Here is a 14373-nt window from a genome sequence, read left to right as displayed (position 1 = left end):
GATCGTCAGGTGACCGCGGTGAAGGGACGTGTGGCATGCGGGTGGGAGTACTGACCGGAGGCGGTGACTGTCCCGGCCTCAACGCCGTCATCCGGGGCGTCGTCCGCAAGGGCGTGCAGGAGTACGGATACGACTTCGTCGGCTTCCGGGACGGCTGGCGGGGTCCACTGGAGAACCACACGGTCCGCCTCGACATCCCCACGGTGCGCGGCATCCTGCCCCGCGGGGGGACCATTCTGGGCTCCTCGCGGACCAACCCCCTCAAGGAGGAGGGCGGCGTCCGCCGCATCAAGGAGAACCTGGGCAAGCAGGAGGTCGAGGCGCTCATCGCGATCGGCGGCGAGGACACCCTCGGTGTGGCCGCACGCCTCTCCGACGAGTACGGCGTGCCCTGCGTCGGCGTGCCGAAGACCATCGACAACGACCTGTCCGCCACCGACTACACCTTCGGCTTCGACACCGCGGTCGGCATCGCCACCGAGGCCATCGACCGCCTGCACACCACCGCCGAGTCCCATATGCGGGTGCTGGTCTGCGAGGTGATGGGCCGTCACGCCGGCTGGATCGCCCTGCACTCGGGGCTGGCCGGCGGCGCCAACGTCATCCTCATCCCCGAGCAGCGCTTCGACCTCGACCAGGTGTGCGCCTGGATCACCTCCCGCTTCACGGCCTCGTACGCCCCGATCGTCGTCGTCGCCGAGGGCGCCATGCCCAAGGACGGCGAGATGGTCCTCAAGGACGAGTCGCTGGACTCCTTCGGGCACGTCCGGCTGTCCGGGGTCGGCGAGTGGCTCGCCAAGGAGATCGAGAAGCGCACCGGCAAGGAGGCCCGCACCACCGTGCTCGGGCACATCCAGCGCGGCGGCACCCCCAGCGCCTTCGACCGCTGGCTCGCCACCCGCTTCGGCCTGCACGCCATCGACTGCGTGCGTGACGGCGACTTCGGCAAGATGGTCGCCCTGCGCGGCACCGACATCGTGCGGGTCCCGATCGGTGAGGCCACGGCCAGACTGAAGACGGTCGACCCGAAGCTCTACGACGAGGCCGGGGTGTTCTTCGGCTGACCGCGCGGCAGGGGCCCGGGGACCGCGGTCCGGTCCCCGGGCCCCGCCGTCAGCCCGCCCGGCTCACCCCGCGCAGCGCGCCGATCAGCTCCCGCACCACCGCCGCCCCGTCGAGGGTCAGCACCGACTCCGGGTGGAACTGCACCCCGGCGAACCCCGGGCCCCGCAGGGCGTGCACCTCCCCGTTGCCCGCCCGGCTCACCTCCACGTGGTGCGCGGCCAGCTCCCGGGCGGCCTCGTCGTCGCAGCGCGCCGTGAAGCTGTTGTAGAAGCCGACCGTCTCCGGCCGCCCGAACAGGTCGATCGTGGTCTGCGCCCCCTGGTACGGGACCTCCTTGCGCACGATCTCGAGTCCCAGTTCCGCCGCGATCAGCTCGTGCCCCAGGCAGACCCCGAGCACGCCGTGCGGGTGCTCCCCGATCAGGGCGGCGGCGAGGTCCCGCAGGACCCGCATCTTCGGGTCGGCCGGATCGGACGGGTCGCCCGGGCCCGGCCCCAGCACCACGGGCCCCGGGTGCGTGAGCGCGGCCTGCCGCAGCCCCGGCTCGTCGTGGCGCCGGACGGTCACCTCCAGCCCGGCGGACCGCAGCACGTGCGCCAGCATCGCCGTGAAGGTGTCCTCGCCGTCGACGACGAGCGCGTGCCCGGCGAGAGCCTCGGTGCGCTCCTGCATCCGCAGCCAGAACGGGGCGAGGGAGGCCCGGCGCCCGTCCAGGGCGGCCCGCACCCGGGGATCGTCGGCCAGCCGGGGGTGCCTGCTCCCCGTGCGGGGCGCGGACGGCCGCACCCCGAGGGCCGCGAGCACGCCCGCCGCCTTCGCGTGCGTCTCGGCCACCTCGCCCGCCGGGTCGGAGCCGCGCACCAGCGTCGCGCCGACCGGCACGCGCAGCCGTCCGTCGGCGGCGATGTCGGCGGTGCGGATCAGGATGGGGGAGTCCAGCGTCTGGGCGCCGCCGGAGTCCCGCCCGAGCAGGGCCAGCGCGCCCGCGTAGTAGCCGCGGCCACCGGTCTCGTGCCGCTCGATCACCCGGCAGGCGTTCTGCACCGGCGACCCGGTGACCGTCGCCGCGAACATGGTCTCCCGCAGTACCTCCCGCACGTCCAGCGACGACTTCCCGCGCAGCTCGTACTCGGTGTGCGCGAGGTGCGCCATCTCCTTCAGGCGCGGTCCGACGACCACCCCGCCCATGTCGCCGACGGTGCACATCATCTTCAGTTCCTCGTCGACGACCATGGACAGCTCCTCGATCTCCTTGCCGTCGGCGAGGAAGGCCAGCAGGTGCTCCGGCGTCGGCCCCCCGGCCGGATAGCGGTACGTCCCGCTGATCGGGTTCATCACGACGGTGCCCGCCCGTCTCCCGCCGCCCCCCTCGGCCGGGAGCGCTCCGCCCCCGGCTCCTCCGCCCGACATCCGCACGTGCACCTCGGGACTGGCACCCACCAGCGTCCGGTCCCCGGTGTGCACGACGAACGTCCAGTACGCGCCCCGCTCGCCCGCCAGCAGCCGCCGGAACAGCGCCAGCGCGTCCGCCCGCCCGAAGCCGGGGACGTCCCCCTCGTAGGTCCGGCGGATCACGAAGTTGGCGCCCTCGCCCCGGCCGATCTCCTCGCGCAGCACCCGTGCGACGATCGCGCCGTACTCCTCGTCGTCCACGTCGAATCCCCCGCCCTCGACCCGCACCTCGTGGCCGGGCAGCGACCTCAGGGCCTCGTCGAGCGGGATCTCGTACGACTCCTCGGGGGTCAGCACCAGCAGCGGGGTGCCGTCGTCCCGGACGTCGAAGCCGCGCTCGCGGATCTGCCGGAACGGGATGAGCGCAAGGCCCTCGTCGGGCAGGTCGGCCAGCTCGTCCCGGGCGGAGACGGGGCCGAGCAGCAGCTCCACCGGGTGCTCGTCGCGGCCCGGGGTGCGCCGGCGGAGCAGGGCGAAGGGGCGGGGGTCGGACAGCAGGTCCTGCAGGTTCACGGGTGGGGCTCCTTCTCGGTCGTCTGTGTGACGGAGAGGAACGGCCCCGGAAACGCCGAAGGCCGCCCCTCGGGCGGCCTTCGCGAAGTCTTGGGTACGCGCAGTCAGCGGGCCGCCGGATGAGCGGTCCACCACCAGTTCTGGATCGAAAGCGCGAACACGGCAGGAACCCTACCGCACCGGCCCGGCGTCCACGGGACAAACAGTCCGTCTCATCCTTCGAGCCGGACGAAGAGCATGCGACACGACCCCGTAATGTTTGAGGGGTGACCGTGAACGCTAAGACCAGCGCGAGCGCTGGCAACACCTGGCGAGACCTGCCCGCGGCGCAGCAGCCCGAGTACCCCGACACCGAGGCTCTGCGCGCAGTGATCGCGGACCTCGAGTCGTATCCGCCGCTCGTCTTCGCGGGCGAGTGCGACCAGCTGCGCGCCCGGATGGCGGCCGTCGCCAAGGGAGAGGCGTTCCTCCTCCAGGGCGGCGACTGTGCCGAGGCCTTCGACGCGGTGTCCGCCGACCACATCCGCAACAAGCTCAAGACGCTCCTCCAGATGGGCGCCGTCCTGACCTACGCGGCCTCCGTGCCGGTGGTCAAGGTGGGCCGGATCGCCGGCCAGTACTCCAAGCCGCGCTCCAAGCCGACCGAGACCCGGGACGGTGTGACGCTGCCGACCTACCGCGGCGACTCCGTCAACGGCTTCGACTTCACCGAGGAAGCCCGCGTCCCGGACCCCGAGCGGCTGAAGCGCATGTACAACGCCTCGGCCTCGACCCTGAACCTGGTGCGCGCCTTCACCACCGGCGGCTACGCCGACCTGCGCCAGGTGCACGCCTGGAACCAGGACTTCGTGAAGTCCTCCCCGTCCGGGCAGCGCTACGAGCAGCTCGCGCGGGAGATCGACAGCGCGCTGAACTTCATGCGGGCCTGCGGCACCGACCCGGAGGAGTTCAAGACCGTCGAGTTCTTCTCCTCGCACGAGGCGCTGCTGCTGGACTACGAGTCCGCCCTGACCCGGGTCGACTCCCGCACCGGCAGGCTCTACGACGTCTCCGGGCACATGGTGTGGATCGGCGAGCGCACCCGGCAGATGGACGGCGCGCACATCGAGTTCGCCTCGCGCATCCGCAACCCGATCGGCATCAAGCTCGGCCCGACCACCACGGCCGAGGAGGCGCTGCGCTACATCGACCGGCTCGACCCCGAGCGGGAGCCGGGCCGGCTGACCTTCATCGTCCGCATGGGCGCCGACAAGATCCGCGACCGGCTCCCCGAGCTGGTCGAGAAGGTCACGGCGTCCGGTGCCACGGTGGCCTGGGTGACCGACCCGATGCACGGCAACACCTTCGAGGCGGCCTCCGGCCACAAGACCCGCCGCTTCGACGACGTGCTCGACGAGGTCAAGGGCTTCTTCGAGGTCCACAAGGAGCTCGGCACCCACCCGGGCGGCATCCACGTGGAGCTGACCGGCGACGACGTCACCGAGTGCGTGGGCGGCGGCGACGAGATCTTCGTCGACGACCTGCACCAGCGCTACGAGACGGCCTGTGACCCGCGGCTGAACCGCAGCCAGTCCCTCGACCTGGCGTTCCTGGTCGCGGAGATGTACCGGGACCAGTGAGGTGATCTGGGGCGCGGATCACACCGGATCCGCGCCCCGCGTACTTTTGCGCTTCCGACGCGATGGGTAAGGTTAGGTTTGCCTCACCGGAAAACGGGACGGCATGACAACAGCGATCCCGTCGGGAGGTGAATCCGCGTGTACGTCTGCAGTTGCTTCGGCGTCACCGAGGCCCAGGTCAAGCAGCACGCGGAGGACGGTGCCTGCACCCCCCGCCAGATAGCCTCCGCCTGCAAGGCGGGCACGGACTGCGGCGGCTGCGTACGGCGCATCCAGGCGCTGCTCGGCCGGGGCGCCTGCCCCCGCCGGGAACTGATCGACCGGCACGCGCCGGCCCTCGACCGGCTGGACGACGCGGCCTGACGCCGCGCCCGGCGCCGCCCCGCGCGGCCGCGCAGTGCGTGGCGAGGCCCCCGGCGCCCGGTCAGGACGGGTCGGGCTGGCTCTGCTCGATCACCGTCGACAGGTACAGCGCCTCACCGAGTTTGTCCACCAGTTCGAGCTGGGTGTCCAGGTAGTCGATGTGGTGCTCCTCGTCGGCCAGGATCGCCTCGAAGATGTTGGCCGACGTGATGTCGTCCTTCTCCCGCATGAGCTGGACGCCGCGGCGCAGCCGGTCGATGGCCTCGACCTCGATCTGCCGGTCGGCCCGGAACATCTCGGCCACCGTCTGCCCGACCTGCACGTGGAAGAGCCGCTGGTAGTTCGGCAGGCCGTCCAGCAGCAGGATGCGGTCGGTGAGCACCTCCGCGTGCCGCATCTCGTCGAACGACTCGGCCCGGGTGTACTGGGCGAGCTTCGTCCATCCCTTGTGGTCCTGCAGCTTGGCGTGCAGGAAGTACTGGTTGATCGCGGTCAGCTCGGCGGTCAGCTGCTCGTTGAGCAGTTCGATGACCTCGGGGTCGCCCTGCATCGCGATGGACTCCTTCAAGTGGTCGAACCAGGTCGCCGCATGATTTCACCGGCCGGGAAGATCGTCCAGTAAGTGAGTACTGATTACTTAAGTGGCGGCTTGATGGCGTTTGTCCGACCTGGGGGAGGGTGGTCAAGGGCACTGCCCGAGGTCTGTCAGGATGGACACATGGGTCATCCGGTGGAGCGAGCGTCTGGAGAAGCGGCAGGGCCCGAGCTTCCGCCGGGGCAGCGGCTGCAGCGCGGCTGGCCGGTCACGCACTACGGCCCGGTACCGAAGTTCCGGCCCGAGCGCTGGGAGTTCCGGGTCTTCGGCGCCACCGCCGACGGTGACAAGCGCACCTGGGGCCACGAGGAGTTCACCGCGCTGCCCTACACCACCGTGGTGGCCGATCTGCACTGCGTGACGAAGTACAGCATGACCGGCGCGGAGTGGGGCGGTGTCCCGGCCCGCGCGGTCCTGGACCTCGCGCCGCCGGCCCCGGACGTCACCCATGTGATGGTGTGGGCGGAGTACGGGTTCAGCTCCAACCTGCGGCTCGCCGACTTCGCCTCCGACCGCACGATCTTCGCCACCCACAAGGACGGCGAGCTCCTCACCGCCGAACACGGCTTCCCGGTCCGCCTGGTCGTCCCCCACCTGTACGCGTGGAAGGGCCCCAAGTGGGTCCGCGGCGTGGAGTACATGACCGCCGACCGGCGCGGCTTCTGGGAGGAGCGCGGATATCACAACATCGGCGACCCCTGGAAGGAGCAGCGCTACTCGTACCAGGAGGAGCCCGGGGAGGGTCCCGAGCTCTGATCCCGGCGCCCCTGCCGGGTCAGTGGTGGTACTGGTGCACCATCGCGTGCCCCTTGCCCCGACCGATCGTCCACCTGTTGACCGGGGTGGTCACGGCGAAGGCGATCACCAGTGAGACGGCCAGCGAGATCCAGAACAGCGCGTCGCCGAGCGTGGCGTCCATCGCGGACGGCCAGACCAGGATCACACCGTTGTCGATCAGCTCCATCACGGCGATGGACAGGGTGTCCGCGGCCAGGGCCACGCGGATCGCGGTCCGCAGGTCGACGCCGGCCCTCAGCACCCCGCGCATGGTGAGCGAGTAGCCGAAGAAGAAGGCCAGGACGATCGCCAGCAGCGTGGTCGGCAGGTTGCCCCAGCCGGCGGCGGTGCCGACGACCATGCCGAGCACCTCGCCGACGGCGCAGCCGGTGAGGCAGTGCAGGGTGGCCTGCGCGGCCGTCGCCCAGCTCGCCGGGCCGTGTCCGGGCCCCTGGCCGTGCCCGGATCCCTGGTCGTGCTGCTGGTGGTGCCCGGTCTGTGCCGTGTGCTCCATGGGGTCCCCCAATGCCGGACGGGCGGTTCCTGTGTCCATGGCAACCCCATACCCCCTAGGGGTATTCCTACGCGGTCAGGAATCCCGCAGCTTCTTCAGCCGCTCCACGTCCGCCGAGTGCCCCTCCTTGCCGCCGGGAGTCTCGATGACGAGCGGCACGCCCGCCGTCGCCGGGTGGTTCATCAGCGCGCGGAACGGGTCCTCGCCGATGTGGCCCGCGCCGATGTTCTCGTGGCGGTCCTTGTGCGCACCGGTCACGTCCTTGGAGTCGTTGGCGTGGATCAGCTTCAGCCGGCCCTCGCCGACGGTGTCGACCAGCAGGTCGAGGGTCCGGTGCATGCCGCCGGGGCCGGCCAGGTCGTGTCCGGCGGCGAAGACGTGACAGGTGTCCAGGCAGACGCCGAGCTTCGGATGGGCGTCCAGCGCCTCGAAGTACGGTCCGAAGTCCCAGGTGCGCGAGCACAGCGAGGCGCCCTGCCCCGCGGTCGACTCCAGCAGCAGGAACGGGTCGTCGTCGTGGGTCAGCTCGTCCAGCAGCGGCAGCAGGCGGGCGCGCACCTGTTCCAGCGCCACCTCGCGGGTCCGCCCGCCGGTCGCGCTGCCCGTGTGCACCACCACGCCGAGCGCCCCGATCTCCCGCCCGCGCCGCAGCGAGTGCCGCAGCGACTCCACCGAACGCTCCACGGTCGCCTCGGTGTGCGAGCCGAAGTTGATCAGGTAGGGGGCGTGCACGTACGCCGGGAGCGACTCCGCGGCGCACGCCTCCCGGAACGCCTCGTCCTGCCGCGGGTTCCCGGCCGGTGTGGCCCACCCGCGCGGGTTGGCGACGAAGACCTGCACGGCCTCGGCGTTCAGTTCCCGGGCGTAGGACAGCCCCACCGAGTGCAGACCGCCGGCCACGGGAACGTGTCCGCCGATCGGGTTGCGGGCGGGGCCGGAGAGGGGCGGGGCGGCGGAGCGGGACTGCTGAGAGGTCACCCGTTCAGGGTGTCATGCCGTCCCGCTCCGCCGGGCCGGCGGTCTGCGGTGATCCCGCTCACCGGTCAGCGGATGGTGATCGTGATCGTCGACCCCTTGGGCGCCTTCCGGCCCGCGTCCACCGACTGCTTCTTCACGGTGTCGCCGAACAGGCCGAGCAGACCCCGGTCCTCGCTCACCTCGAAGCCGGCGGCCTCCAGCCGCTGCTTGGCGTCGTCCACGCTCGACCCGACCACGTCCGGCACCGCCACCATCACCGGGCCCTTGGACAGGGTCAGCGTCACCGTGTCGCCCTCGGCGGCCCGGCTGTCCGCCCCCGGGGACTGCCGGGCCACCTGGCCCTTGTCGTACTCGGAGTTGACCTGCTGCGCGGAGATCCTCACCTTCAGACCCGCGTCCTCGAGGTCCTGCCGCGCGCTGTCCTGGTCCTCGCCGGTGACGTCCGGCACGTCGACGGGGCTGCCCTTGCTGACCAGGAGCGCGATCGCCGAGCCCGCGTGCCGCTCGGTGCCCGCCTCCGGGTCGGTGCCGATCACCGAGCCCCGGTCCACGCTGTCGCTGAACGCGCGGTCGACCATGCCCGGCTCCAGCCCGGCCGACTTCAGCCGCGGCCGAGCCTCGGCCAGCGGCACCCCGCGCAGGTCGGGCACCTTCACGATCTCCGGGCCCCGGGAGATGACCAGGGTCACGGAGCCGTTGCCCCGGATGCGGGCCCCGGCCGTCGGATCGGAGCTGATGACCGTGCCGCTGCCGACCGTGTCGTTGTACTCGCGCTTGATCTCCTTGACCCGGAGCCCGGACGACTCCAGCCGCGCCGTCGCCTGCTCCTCGGTCTTGGCCAGCAGCGGCGGGACCTTGGTGAACTGCCCGGAATTGATGTACCAGAACCCCGCGCCCACGCCGAGGACCACCAGCACGGCGGCGACCAGGGCGGCGAGCCGGCGTCCCGGCCGGAGCGGCCCCCGGCGTTCGGGCACCGGCGGGCTCTGCAGCCGGCTGGTGCGCCGGACGTCCGCCGGGCCCTCGTCCTCGTTCACGGGCAGCGGCCGGGGCACGGTCAGCGAGCGCGGGATCACGCTCGTACGGTCCCCGGCGTTGTCGTGCTGCGCGGACAGCGCCTGCGGCGGCACGGCGTCGAGCTGACCGGTGCTGAGCCCGGCACGGACCCGCAGCACCTGGCCGAGGAGCGCGGCGGCGTCGTCCGGCCTGAGGTCCGGGGTGCGCGCGGTCGCCGAGGCGACCAGTTCGTCCAGCTCCGGCGGCAGCCCGGGCACGAGCCCGGAGGGCGGCGGCACGTCCTCGTGGATGTGCCTGTAGAGGATCTGGGCGGGGGAGTCCCCCGCGTGCGGCTTGCCGCCGGTCAGCATCTCGTAGAGCACGACGCCGCAGGCGTACACGTCGACCCGCGGGTCGGCGGTGCCCTGCTCGATCTGCTCGGGCGCCAGGTACGACACGGTCCCGAGGACGGAACCCGTGGTGCTGGTCACCGTGTCCACCGACCGCACCAGCCCGAAGTCGGCGACCTTGACCCGCCCGTCGTCGCCTATCAGCACGTTCTCGGGCTTCATGTCGCGGTGCACGAAACCGGCCCGGTGCGCGGCGCCGAGCGCCGCCAGCACCGGCTCCAGGATGTCCAGTGCCGCCCGGGGCTGCAGCGCCCCCCGCTCGCGCAGCACGTCCCGCAGCGTGCACCCGGCGACGTACTCCATCGCCAGGTACACGTACGACGCGTCGGTGCCCTGGTCGAAGACCTGCACCACGTTGGGGTGGGCGAGCCGGGCGACCGACTTGGCCTCGCGGATGAACCGGTCCACGAACGACCCGTCGGCCGCCAGCGCCGGGTGCATCACCTTGAGCGCGAGCACGCGGTCCAGACGGGTGTCCAGGGCCCGGTAGACCGTGGCCATCCCGCCGACAGCGATCCGCGCGTCGACGCGATAGCGTCCGTCGAGCACCTGCCCGACCAGCGGGTCCTGAAGGGTCGTATCCACGCAGGCGAGTCTACGAGGACCGGCGGACACCGCCGCACGCTGCGCCGTTCCGGTGACGTACTGCAGCAGAGCTGTGACCGTCCCCGCGGGCCGCCCGGCCGGTGCCGACCGTCGGCGAAGGCGCGCCCCGACGGGACGGGCGAACCCTCACGGCACTGCTGCCGCGCCGGCCGCGGTGCGCCCCGTCGCGGCGTCCGGCGGGCACGCCCGCCGCACCGGCCGACGGCCCGAGCGCACCCGGTACGAGGGCTTCCGGCCGCACGCCGTGAGCACCCGCCGGACGCCGCTCCTCGACGGGGGAACCTCGGCCGACGCGGTACTGAGGGCTGTCCCGCGATCCCCGGCGGGCGCACGACGACGGCCCACGGCACCTCGCCGCGTTGTCGGATCGCCCTAATACGCCCCGTACGAGGACGACCCTCCGCCGTGCGACGCACCGCATCCGACGCCGCGCGCCGCCCCCACCGGGGATCACGGGACAGCCCTTAGAACGCGGGCCGCTCCGGGTCCAGGTCGGCCCGGCCCCCGGTGGGGGAGGACGCCTCGGCGAAGTGCCTGCGCGGGATCCGGCCCGCCAGCCGGGCCAGCCGCCCGCCCTCCACGGCGTGCCGCATGGCCGCGGCCATCGTCTCGGGCCGCTGGGCGCGGGTCACGGCGGAGGCGAGCATCACACCGGCGCAGCCCAGCTCCATCGCCAGCGCGACGTCCGAGGCCGTACCGGCGCCCGCGTCCAGGATCACCGGCACGCGCGCGTGCTCCACGATGAGCTCGAAGTTGTGCGGGTTGCGGATCCCCAGCCCGGAGCCGATCGGGGAGCCCAGCGGCATCACCGCCGCGCAGCCCACGTCCTCCAGCTTCCGCGCGAGCACGGGATCGTCGTTGGTGTACGGCAGCACCGTGAAGCCGTCGTCGACCAGCGCCTCCGCCGCGTCCAGCAGTTCCACCGGGTCCGGCAGCAGGGTGCGCTCGTCGGCGATGACCTCCAGCTTCACCAGGTCGGTGCCCAGCGCCTCACGGGCCAGCCGGGCCGTCAGCACGGCCTCGCCGGCGGTGAAGCAGCCCGCGGTGTTCGGCAGCACCCGGATGCCCAGCTTCTCCAGCACCGACAGCACCGAGCCGTGCACCCCGGGATCGACCCGCCGCATCGCCACGGTGGTCAGCTCCGTGCCGGAGGCGACCAGCGCGCGCTCCAGCACGTCTAGGCTGGGCGCGCCGCCGGTGCCCATGATCAGCCGGGACCCGAGGGGCACCCCGCCCACCACGAAGGGATCGTCGGTCATGCTCAGCCTCCCTGCACGGCGGTGAGGACCTCGACACGGTCGCCGTCGAGGAGCGCGGTGGCCGCCCACCGCGCGCGCGGTACGACGGTCTCGTTGACCGCCGCGGCCACCCCCGACGGCGCCGCGGTCAGTGTCCTGACCAGCGCGTCCAGCGCGGTGCCCGGGGCGATCTCCCGGCGTTCGCCGTTGACCGAGACACGGATGCTCATGCGGGCTGCTCCAGGAGTGCGGCGCCGAAGCGCTCCGGGGTGAACGGGCGCGCCGCCCGCGGTGGTTCGCCGCCGGTCAGCAGCGCGGCCATGACATCGCCGGTGACCGGCGTGAGCAGCACCCCGTTGCGGTAGTGCCCGGTGGCCAGCAGCAGTCCGTCGAGCCCGGACGGGCCGAGCAGCGGGGCGTTGTCGGGGGAGCCGGGCCGCAGCCCCGCCCGGGTCTCGGTGAGGGGCAGCTCGGTGATCCCGGGCACCAGCTCGTGGGCGTCGCGCAGCAGCTCGTACACGCCCCCCGCGGTCACCGTGGTGTCCCAGCCCAGCTCCTCGCTGGTCGCGCCGACGACCAGTTCACCGTCCTCCCGGGGCACCAGGTAGACCTGGCCGCCGCGCACCACCGCCCGCACGGTACGGCTCAGGAACGGCGCGTACCGCCGGGGCACGGTCAGTCGCAGCACCTGCCCCTTCACCGGCCGCACCGGGGGCAGCAGGTCGTCCGGGACGCCCGCGAGTCGTCCGCTCAGGCTGCCGCCGGCGAGCACCACCGTCCCCGCGCCCAGCCGGGTGCCGTCCGCCGCGGTGACGCCGGCGGCCCGGCCGCCGGCGACGTCGAGCCGCTCGGCCCAGCACCGGTGGAACACCACCCCGGCCCGCTCGCACGCGTCCACGAGGGCGGACGCCAGCCGCCTGGGGTCGATCTGGTGGTCGCCGTCGACCCGCAGCCCGCCCCGCACCCCGGGTGCGAGCATGGGTTCGAGGCGCCGGCACTCCCGCCCCGACAGCCACTGCGAGTCGAGCCCGGAGCGCCGTTGCAGCGCGTGCAGTTCGCGCAGGTGGGCGCGGTCGTCCGAGTCGAGCGCCACGGCGAGGGTGCCGCAGCGCCGGTAGCCCAGGCCGCGACCGGTCAGTTCGGTCAGTTCGGCCGCGAAGTCCGGGTACCGGCGGGCCGATTCCAGGTTGAGGGCGAGCAGTTCCTCCTCGCCGTAGTGCAGTTCGGTGACCGCGGCCAGCATCCCGGCCGCGACCCGGGCGGCCCCGCCGCCCGGCTCGGGGTCCACCACGGCGGTGGCGAGCCCGTGCTGCGCGGCGCGCCAGGCAGTGACCAGGCCGATGATCCCGCCCCCGATGACGAGGACGTCGCACGTACGTGACGGCATGGGCGTCCAGCCCCTCCCTTCGCCGGCATGACCCGGATCAGGTTCGTACGGTCGGAGGCCGCCAGCCTCCCTCTCAGCCCGGTCCGTCCGGGCTCCCGCGAGTGCTTGTACGGTGGCCACCCTAGCCCTCGGCGCCCCCACCCCGTAAGGAGCCCCGCCCCATGGCCCCCTCGCTCGACGGACTCCTCCTCGCCCCGGTGGCGGACCAGGCCCCGGGCCAGGTGGGCACGCGCACCCGCTTCGCCTACCACGAGCGGGACGGGGAGGTCTGGGCCGAGTACGCGGGCGGCGACGTGGTGCGCGGCCACCTGGTCGGCACCCGGGAGGGCGACCGGCTGGACTTCCGGTACGTGCAGCTCAAGCAGGACGGAACCACGTCCTCGGGGCACTGTGTGTCGACGGTCGTGGAGCTGCCCGACGGGCGGGTGCGGCTGGAGGAGACCTGGGAGTGGGAGTCGCAGGACGGCGCCGGGACCAGCGTGGTGGAGCAGGTCGCCGAGCACGCCCCCTGACTGACGTTGCGTCAGTTGTCTAAGGTGGTCGGGTGAGCGAGCAGACAGCACAGCAGGGCACGCCGCGGCGCGTGGTCGTCGCCGGCGCGGGCATGGCCGGGGTGCAGACCGCGGTGGCCCTGCGGGAACAGGGCTTCACGGGCACCGTCACCCTGATCGGCGCCGAGCCCCACCAGCCCTACGACCGGCCGCCGCTCTCCAAGGCGGTGCTGCTCGGCACGGCCGAGGGCTCCGCGTTCGACGTGGACTTCGAGTCCCTGGGCATCGGACTCAGGCTCGGCTGCGCGGCGCTCGGCGTACGTCCCGCCGACCACGAGCTGGACACCGAGGCCGGTCCCGTGCCGTACGACGCCCTGGTCCTCGCCACCGGCGCCGAACCGGTCACCCTGCCCGGCACCGAGGGGGTGCCCGGCGTCCATCTGCTGCGCACCCTGGACGACGCCGAACGGCTGCGGCCGGTGCTGGCCCGGCAGCACGACATCGTGGTCGTGGGCGCCGGCTGGATCGGCGCCGAGTTCGCCACCGCCGCCCGTGAGGCGGGCTGCGCCGTGACCGTCGTGGAGGCCGCCGACCGGCCGCTCGCCGGCGCGCTGCCCGCCGAGGTCGCCGCGCCCATGACCGCCTGGTACGCCGACAGCGGCGCCGAACTGCGCACCGGCGCGCGCGTGGCGCGCGTGGAGCCCGGCGCGGTGCTGCTCGACGACGGCACCCGGCTGCCCGCGGACGCCGTCGTGGTGGGCATCGGCGCCCGCCCGGCCACCGCCTGGCTGGCCGGCTCCGGCATCGAGCTGGGCGCGCACGGCGAGGTGTCGGCCGACGACCGGCTGCGCGCCTCCGTCGAGGACGTGTACGCCGTCGGGGACTGCGCCTCCTTCCCGTCCGCCCGCTACGGCGCCCGGCTGCTGGTCCACCACTGGGACAACGCCCTGCAGGGGCCGCGCACGGTCGCCGCGAACATCGTCGGCGAGATCCCGGCCGTCTACGACCCGGTGCCCTACTTCTGGTCGGAGCAGTTCGGCCGGTTCGTGCAGTACGCCGGCCACCACGCCGTAGCCGACCGCATGGTGTGGCGGGGCGATCCGGAGAGCCCGGCCTGGTCCGTGTGCTGGCTGCGCGAGGACCGGCTGGTGGCCCTGCTGGCCGTGGGCCGGCCCCGCGACCTGGCCCAGGGCCGGCGGCTGATCGAGGCGGGCCGCCGCATGGACGCCGAGGCGCTGGCCGACCCGGCGAGGCCCTTGAAGAACGCCACACTGGACTAGAGGGGTGTCGTTCGGGTCAGGTCGGCCCCGAGCTGATCCACACGACACTCCCTGGTGCCGGGGGGGGCCGGGGGGGACCCCCCGCCCCC

15 protein-coding genes and 1 riboswitch are annotated in these 14373 nt (G+C 73.1%); of the genes, 6 read left to right on the top strand and 9 right to left on the bottom strand.

Going from position 1 to position 14373, the window contains the following annotated elements; translation table 11 throughout:
- Positions 1–35: 35 nt before the first annotated feature.
- Complete coding sequence (locus MXD57_RS10605; RefSeq protein WP_250401099.1) at positions 36–1064, top strand: 6-phosphofructokinase; 1029 nt, start codon at positions 36–38, stop codon at positions 1062–1064.
- 49 nt (positions 1065–1113) lie between these two features.
- Here MXD57_RS10605 and MXD57_RS10600 read toward each other — a convergent pair whose 3' ends face one another.
- Both MXD57_RS10600 and MXD57_RS31995 read right to left on the bottom strand, forming a co-directional pair.
- On the bottom strand, positions 1114–3030 hold the full coding sequence (locus MXD57_RS10600; protein WP_250401098.1) for an anthranilate synthase family protein: 1917 nt from the start codon (positions 3028–3030) through the stop codon (positions 1114–1116).
- 104 nt (positions 3031–3134) lie between these two features.
- A complete protein-coding gene (locus tag MXD57_RS31995; protein ID WP_374114683.1) occupies positions 3135–3191 on the bottom strand; it encodes a trp operon leader peptide in 57 nt (18 codons plus the stop codon).
- 105 nt (positions 3192–3296) lie between these two features.
- Here MXD57_RS31995 and MXD57_RS10595 point away from each other — a divergent pair, with 105 nt between their 5' ends.
- Both MXD57_RS10595 and MXD57_RS10590 read left to right on the top strand, forming a co-directional pair.
- Positions 3297–4649: a class II 3-deoxy-7-phosphoheptulonate synthase gene (locus MXD57_RS10595; RefSeq protein WP_250401097.1), complete on the top strand. Its 1353-nt coding sequence runs from the start codon at positions 3297–3299 to the stop codon at positions 4647–4649.
- 138 nt (positions 4650–4787) lie between these two features.
- Positions 4788–5012, top strand: coding sequence for a (2Fe-2S)-binding protein (locus tag MXD57_RS10590; protein WP_250401096.1), 225 nt, complete (start codon positions 4788–4790; stop codon positions 5010–5012).
- A gap of 61 nt (positions 5013–5073) precedes the next feature.
- Here the strand turns inward: MXD57_RS10590 and bfr are convergent, their stop codons facing one another.
- Positions 5074–5562, bottom strand: a complete 489-nt coding sequence (gene bfr / locus MXD57_RS10585; protein WP_250401095.1) for a bacterioferritin — start codon at positions 5560–5562, stop codon at positions 5074–5076.
- A gap of 168 nt (positions 5563–5730) precedes the next feature.
- Here bfr and MXD57_RS10580 point away from each other — a divergent pair, with 168 nt between their 5' ends.
- Complete coding sequence (locus MXD57_RS10580; RefSeq protein WP_250401094.1) at positions 5731–6363, top strand: sulfite oxidase-like oxidoreductase; 633 nt, start codon at positions 5731–5733, stop codon at positions 6361–6363.
- Between the two features lie 19 nt (positions 6364–6382).
- On the opposite strand, the gene MXD57_RS10575 is transcribed toward MXD57_RS10580, so the two are convergent.
- The 6 genes from MXD57_RS10575 to thiO all read right to left on the bottom strand — a co-directional run bounded on the left by MXD57_RS10575 (position 6383) and on the right by thiO (position 12513).
- Positions 6383–6898, bottom strand: coding sequence for a DUF4396 domain-containing protein (locus MXD57_RS10575; RefSeq protein WP_250401200.1), 516 nt, complete (start codon positions 6896–6898; stop codon positions 6383–6385).
- A gap of 75 nt (positions 6899–6973) precedes the next feature.
- Positions 6974–7876 (bottom strand): deoxyribonuclease IV, encoded by a 903-nt coding sequence (locus tag MXD57_RS10570; RefSeq protein WP_250401093.1) that lies wholly within the window; start codon positions 7874–7876, stop codon positions 6974–6976.
- Between the two features lie 65 nt (positions 7877–7941).
- Positions 7942–9867 carry a Stk1 family PASTA domain-containing Ser/Thr kinase gene (gene pknB / locus MXD57_RS10565; protein WP_250401092.1) on the bottom strand — a complete coding sequence of 642 codons (1926 nt, stop codon included), beginning with the start codon at positions 9865–9867 and terminating at the stop codon, positions 7942–7944.
- 485 nt (positions 9868–10352) lie between these two features.
- The gene (locus MXD57_RS10560; RefSeq protein ID WP_250401091.1) at positions 10353–11147 is read right to left on the bottom strand and encodes a thiazole synthase; all 795 of its coding nucleotides are present in this window, start codon (positions 11145–11147) and stop codon (positions 10353–10355) included.
- Between the two features lie 2 nt (positions 11148–11149).
- Complete coding sequence (thiS, locus tag MXD57_RS10555; protein WP_250401199.1) at positions 11150–11350, bottom strand: sulfur carrier protein ThiS; 201 nt, start codon at positions 11348–11350, stop codon at positions 11150–11152.
- A gap of 2 nt (positions 11351–11352) precedes the next feature.
- On the bottom strand, positions 11353–12513 hold the full coding sequence (thiO, locus tag MXD57_RS10550) for a glycine oxidase ThiO (RefSeq protein WP_250401090.1): 1161 nt from the start codon (positions 12511–12513) through the stop codon (positions 11353–11355).
- Positions 12511–12622: riboswitch (TPP riboswitch) on the bottom strand. (Overlaps the previous gene by 3 nt.)
- Before the next feature lie 52 nt (positions 12623–12674).
- Between thiO and MXD57_RS10545 the strand changes: the two genes are divergently transcribed.
- Both MXD57_RS10545 and MXD57_RS10540 read left to right on the top strand, forming a co-directional pair.
- Positions 12675–13025, top strand: a complete 351-nt coding sequence (locus MXD57_RS10545; RefSeq protein WP_250401089.1) for a hypothetical protein — start codon at positions 12675–12677, stop codon at positions 13023–13025.
- A gap of 32 nt (positions 13026–13057) precedes the next feature.
- A complete protein-coding gene (locus MXD57_RS10540) occupies positions 13058–14284 on the top strand; it encodes an NAD(P)/FAD-dependent oxidoreductase (protein WP_250401088.1) in 1227 nt (408 codons plus the stop codon).
- Positions 14285–14373 lie beyond the last annotated feature (89 nt).

This window comes from Streptomyces cellostaticus (assembly GCF_023630175.1).
Classification (GTDB): domain Bacteria; phylum Actinomycetota; class Actinomycetes; order Streptomycetales; family Streptomycetaceae; genus Streptomyces; species Streptomyces cellostaticus_A.
This window is presented reverse-complemented; position numbering and strand designations above follow the sequence as displayed.

Excerpts from the sequence above, each read along its gene's own strand:
- bfr (WP_250401095.1), bottom strand. The coding sequence starts at position 5,562 with ATGCAGGGCGACCCCGAGGTCATCGAACTGCTCAACGAGCAGCTGACC.
- MXD57_RS10605 (WP_250401099.1), top strand. The coding sequence starts at position 36 with ATGCGGGTGGGAGTACTGACCGGAGGCGGTGACTGTCCCGGCCTCAAC.
- MXD57_RS10560 (WP_250401091.1), bottom strand. The coding sequence starts at position 11,147 with ATGACCGACGATCCCTTCGTGGTGGGCGGGGTGCCCCTCGGGTCCCGG.
- MXD57_RS10545 (WP_250401089.1), top strand. The coding sequence starts at position 12,675 with ATGGCCCCCTCGCTCGACGGACTCCTCCTCGCCCCGGTGGCGGACCAG.
- MXD57_RS10580 (WP_250401094.1), top strand. The coding sequence starts at position 5,731 with ATGGGTCATCCGGTGGAGCGAGCGTCTGGAGAAGCGGCAGGGCCCGAG.
- thiO (WP_250401090.1), bottom strand. The coding sequence starts at position 12,513 with ATGCCGTCACGTACGTGCGACGTCCTCGTCATCGGGGGCGGGATCATC.
- MXD57_RS10575 (WP_250401200.1), bottom strand. The coding sequence starts at position 6,898 with ATGGAGCACACGGCACAGACCGGGCACCACCAGCAGCACGACCAGGGA.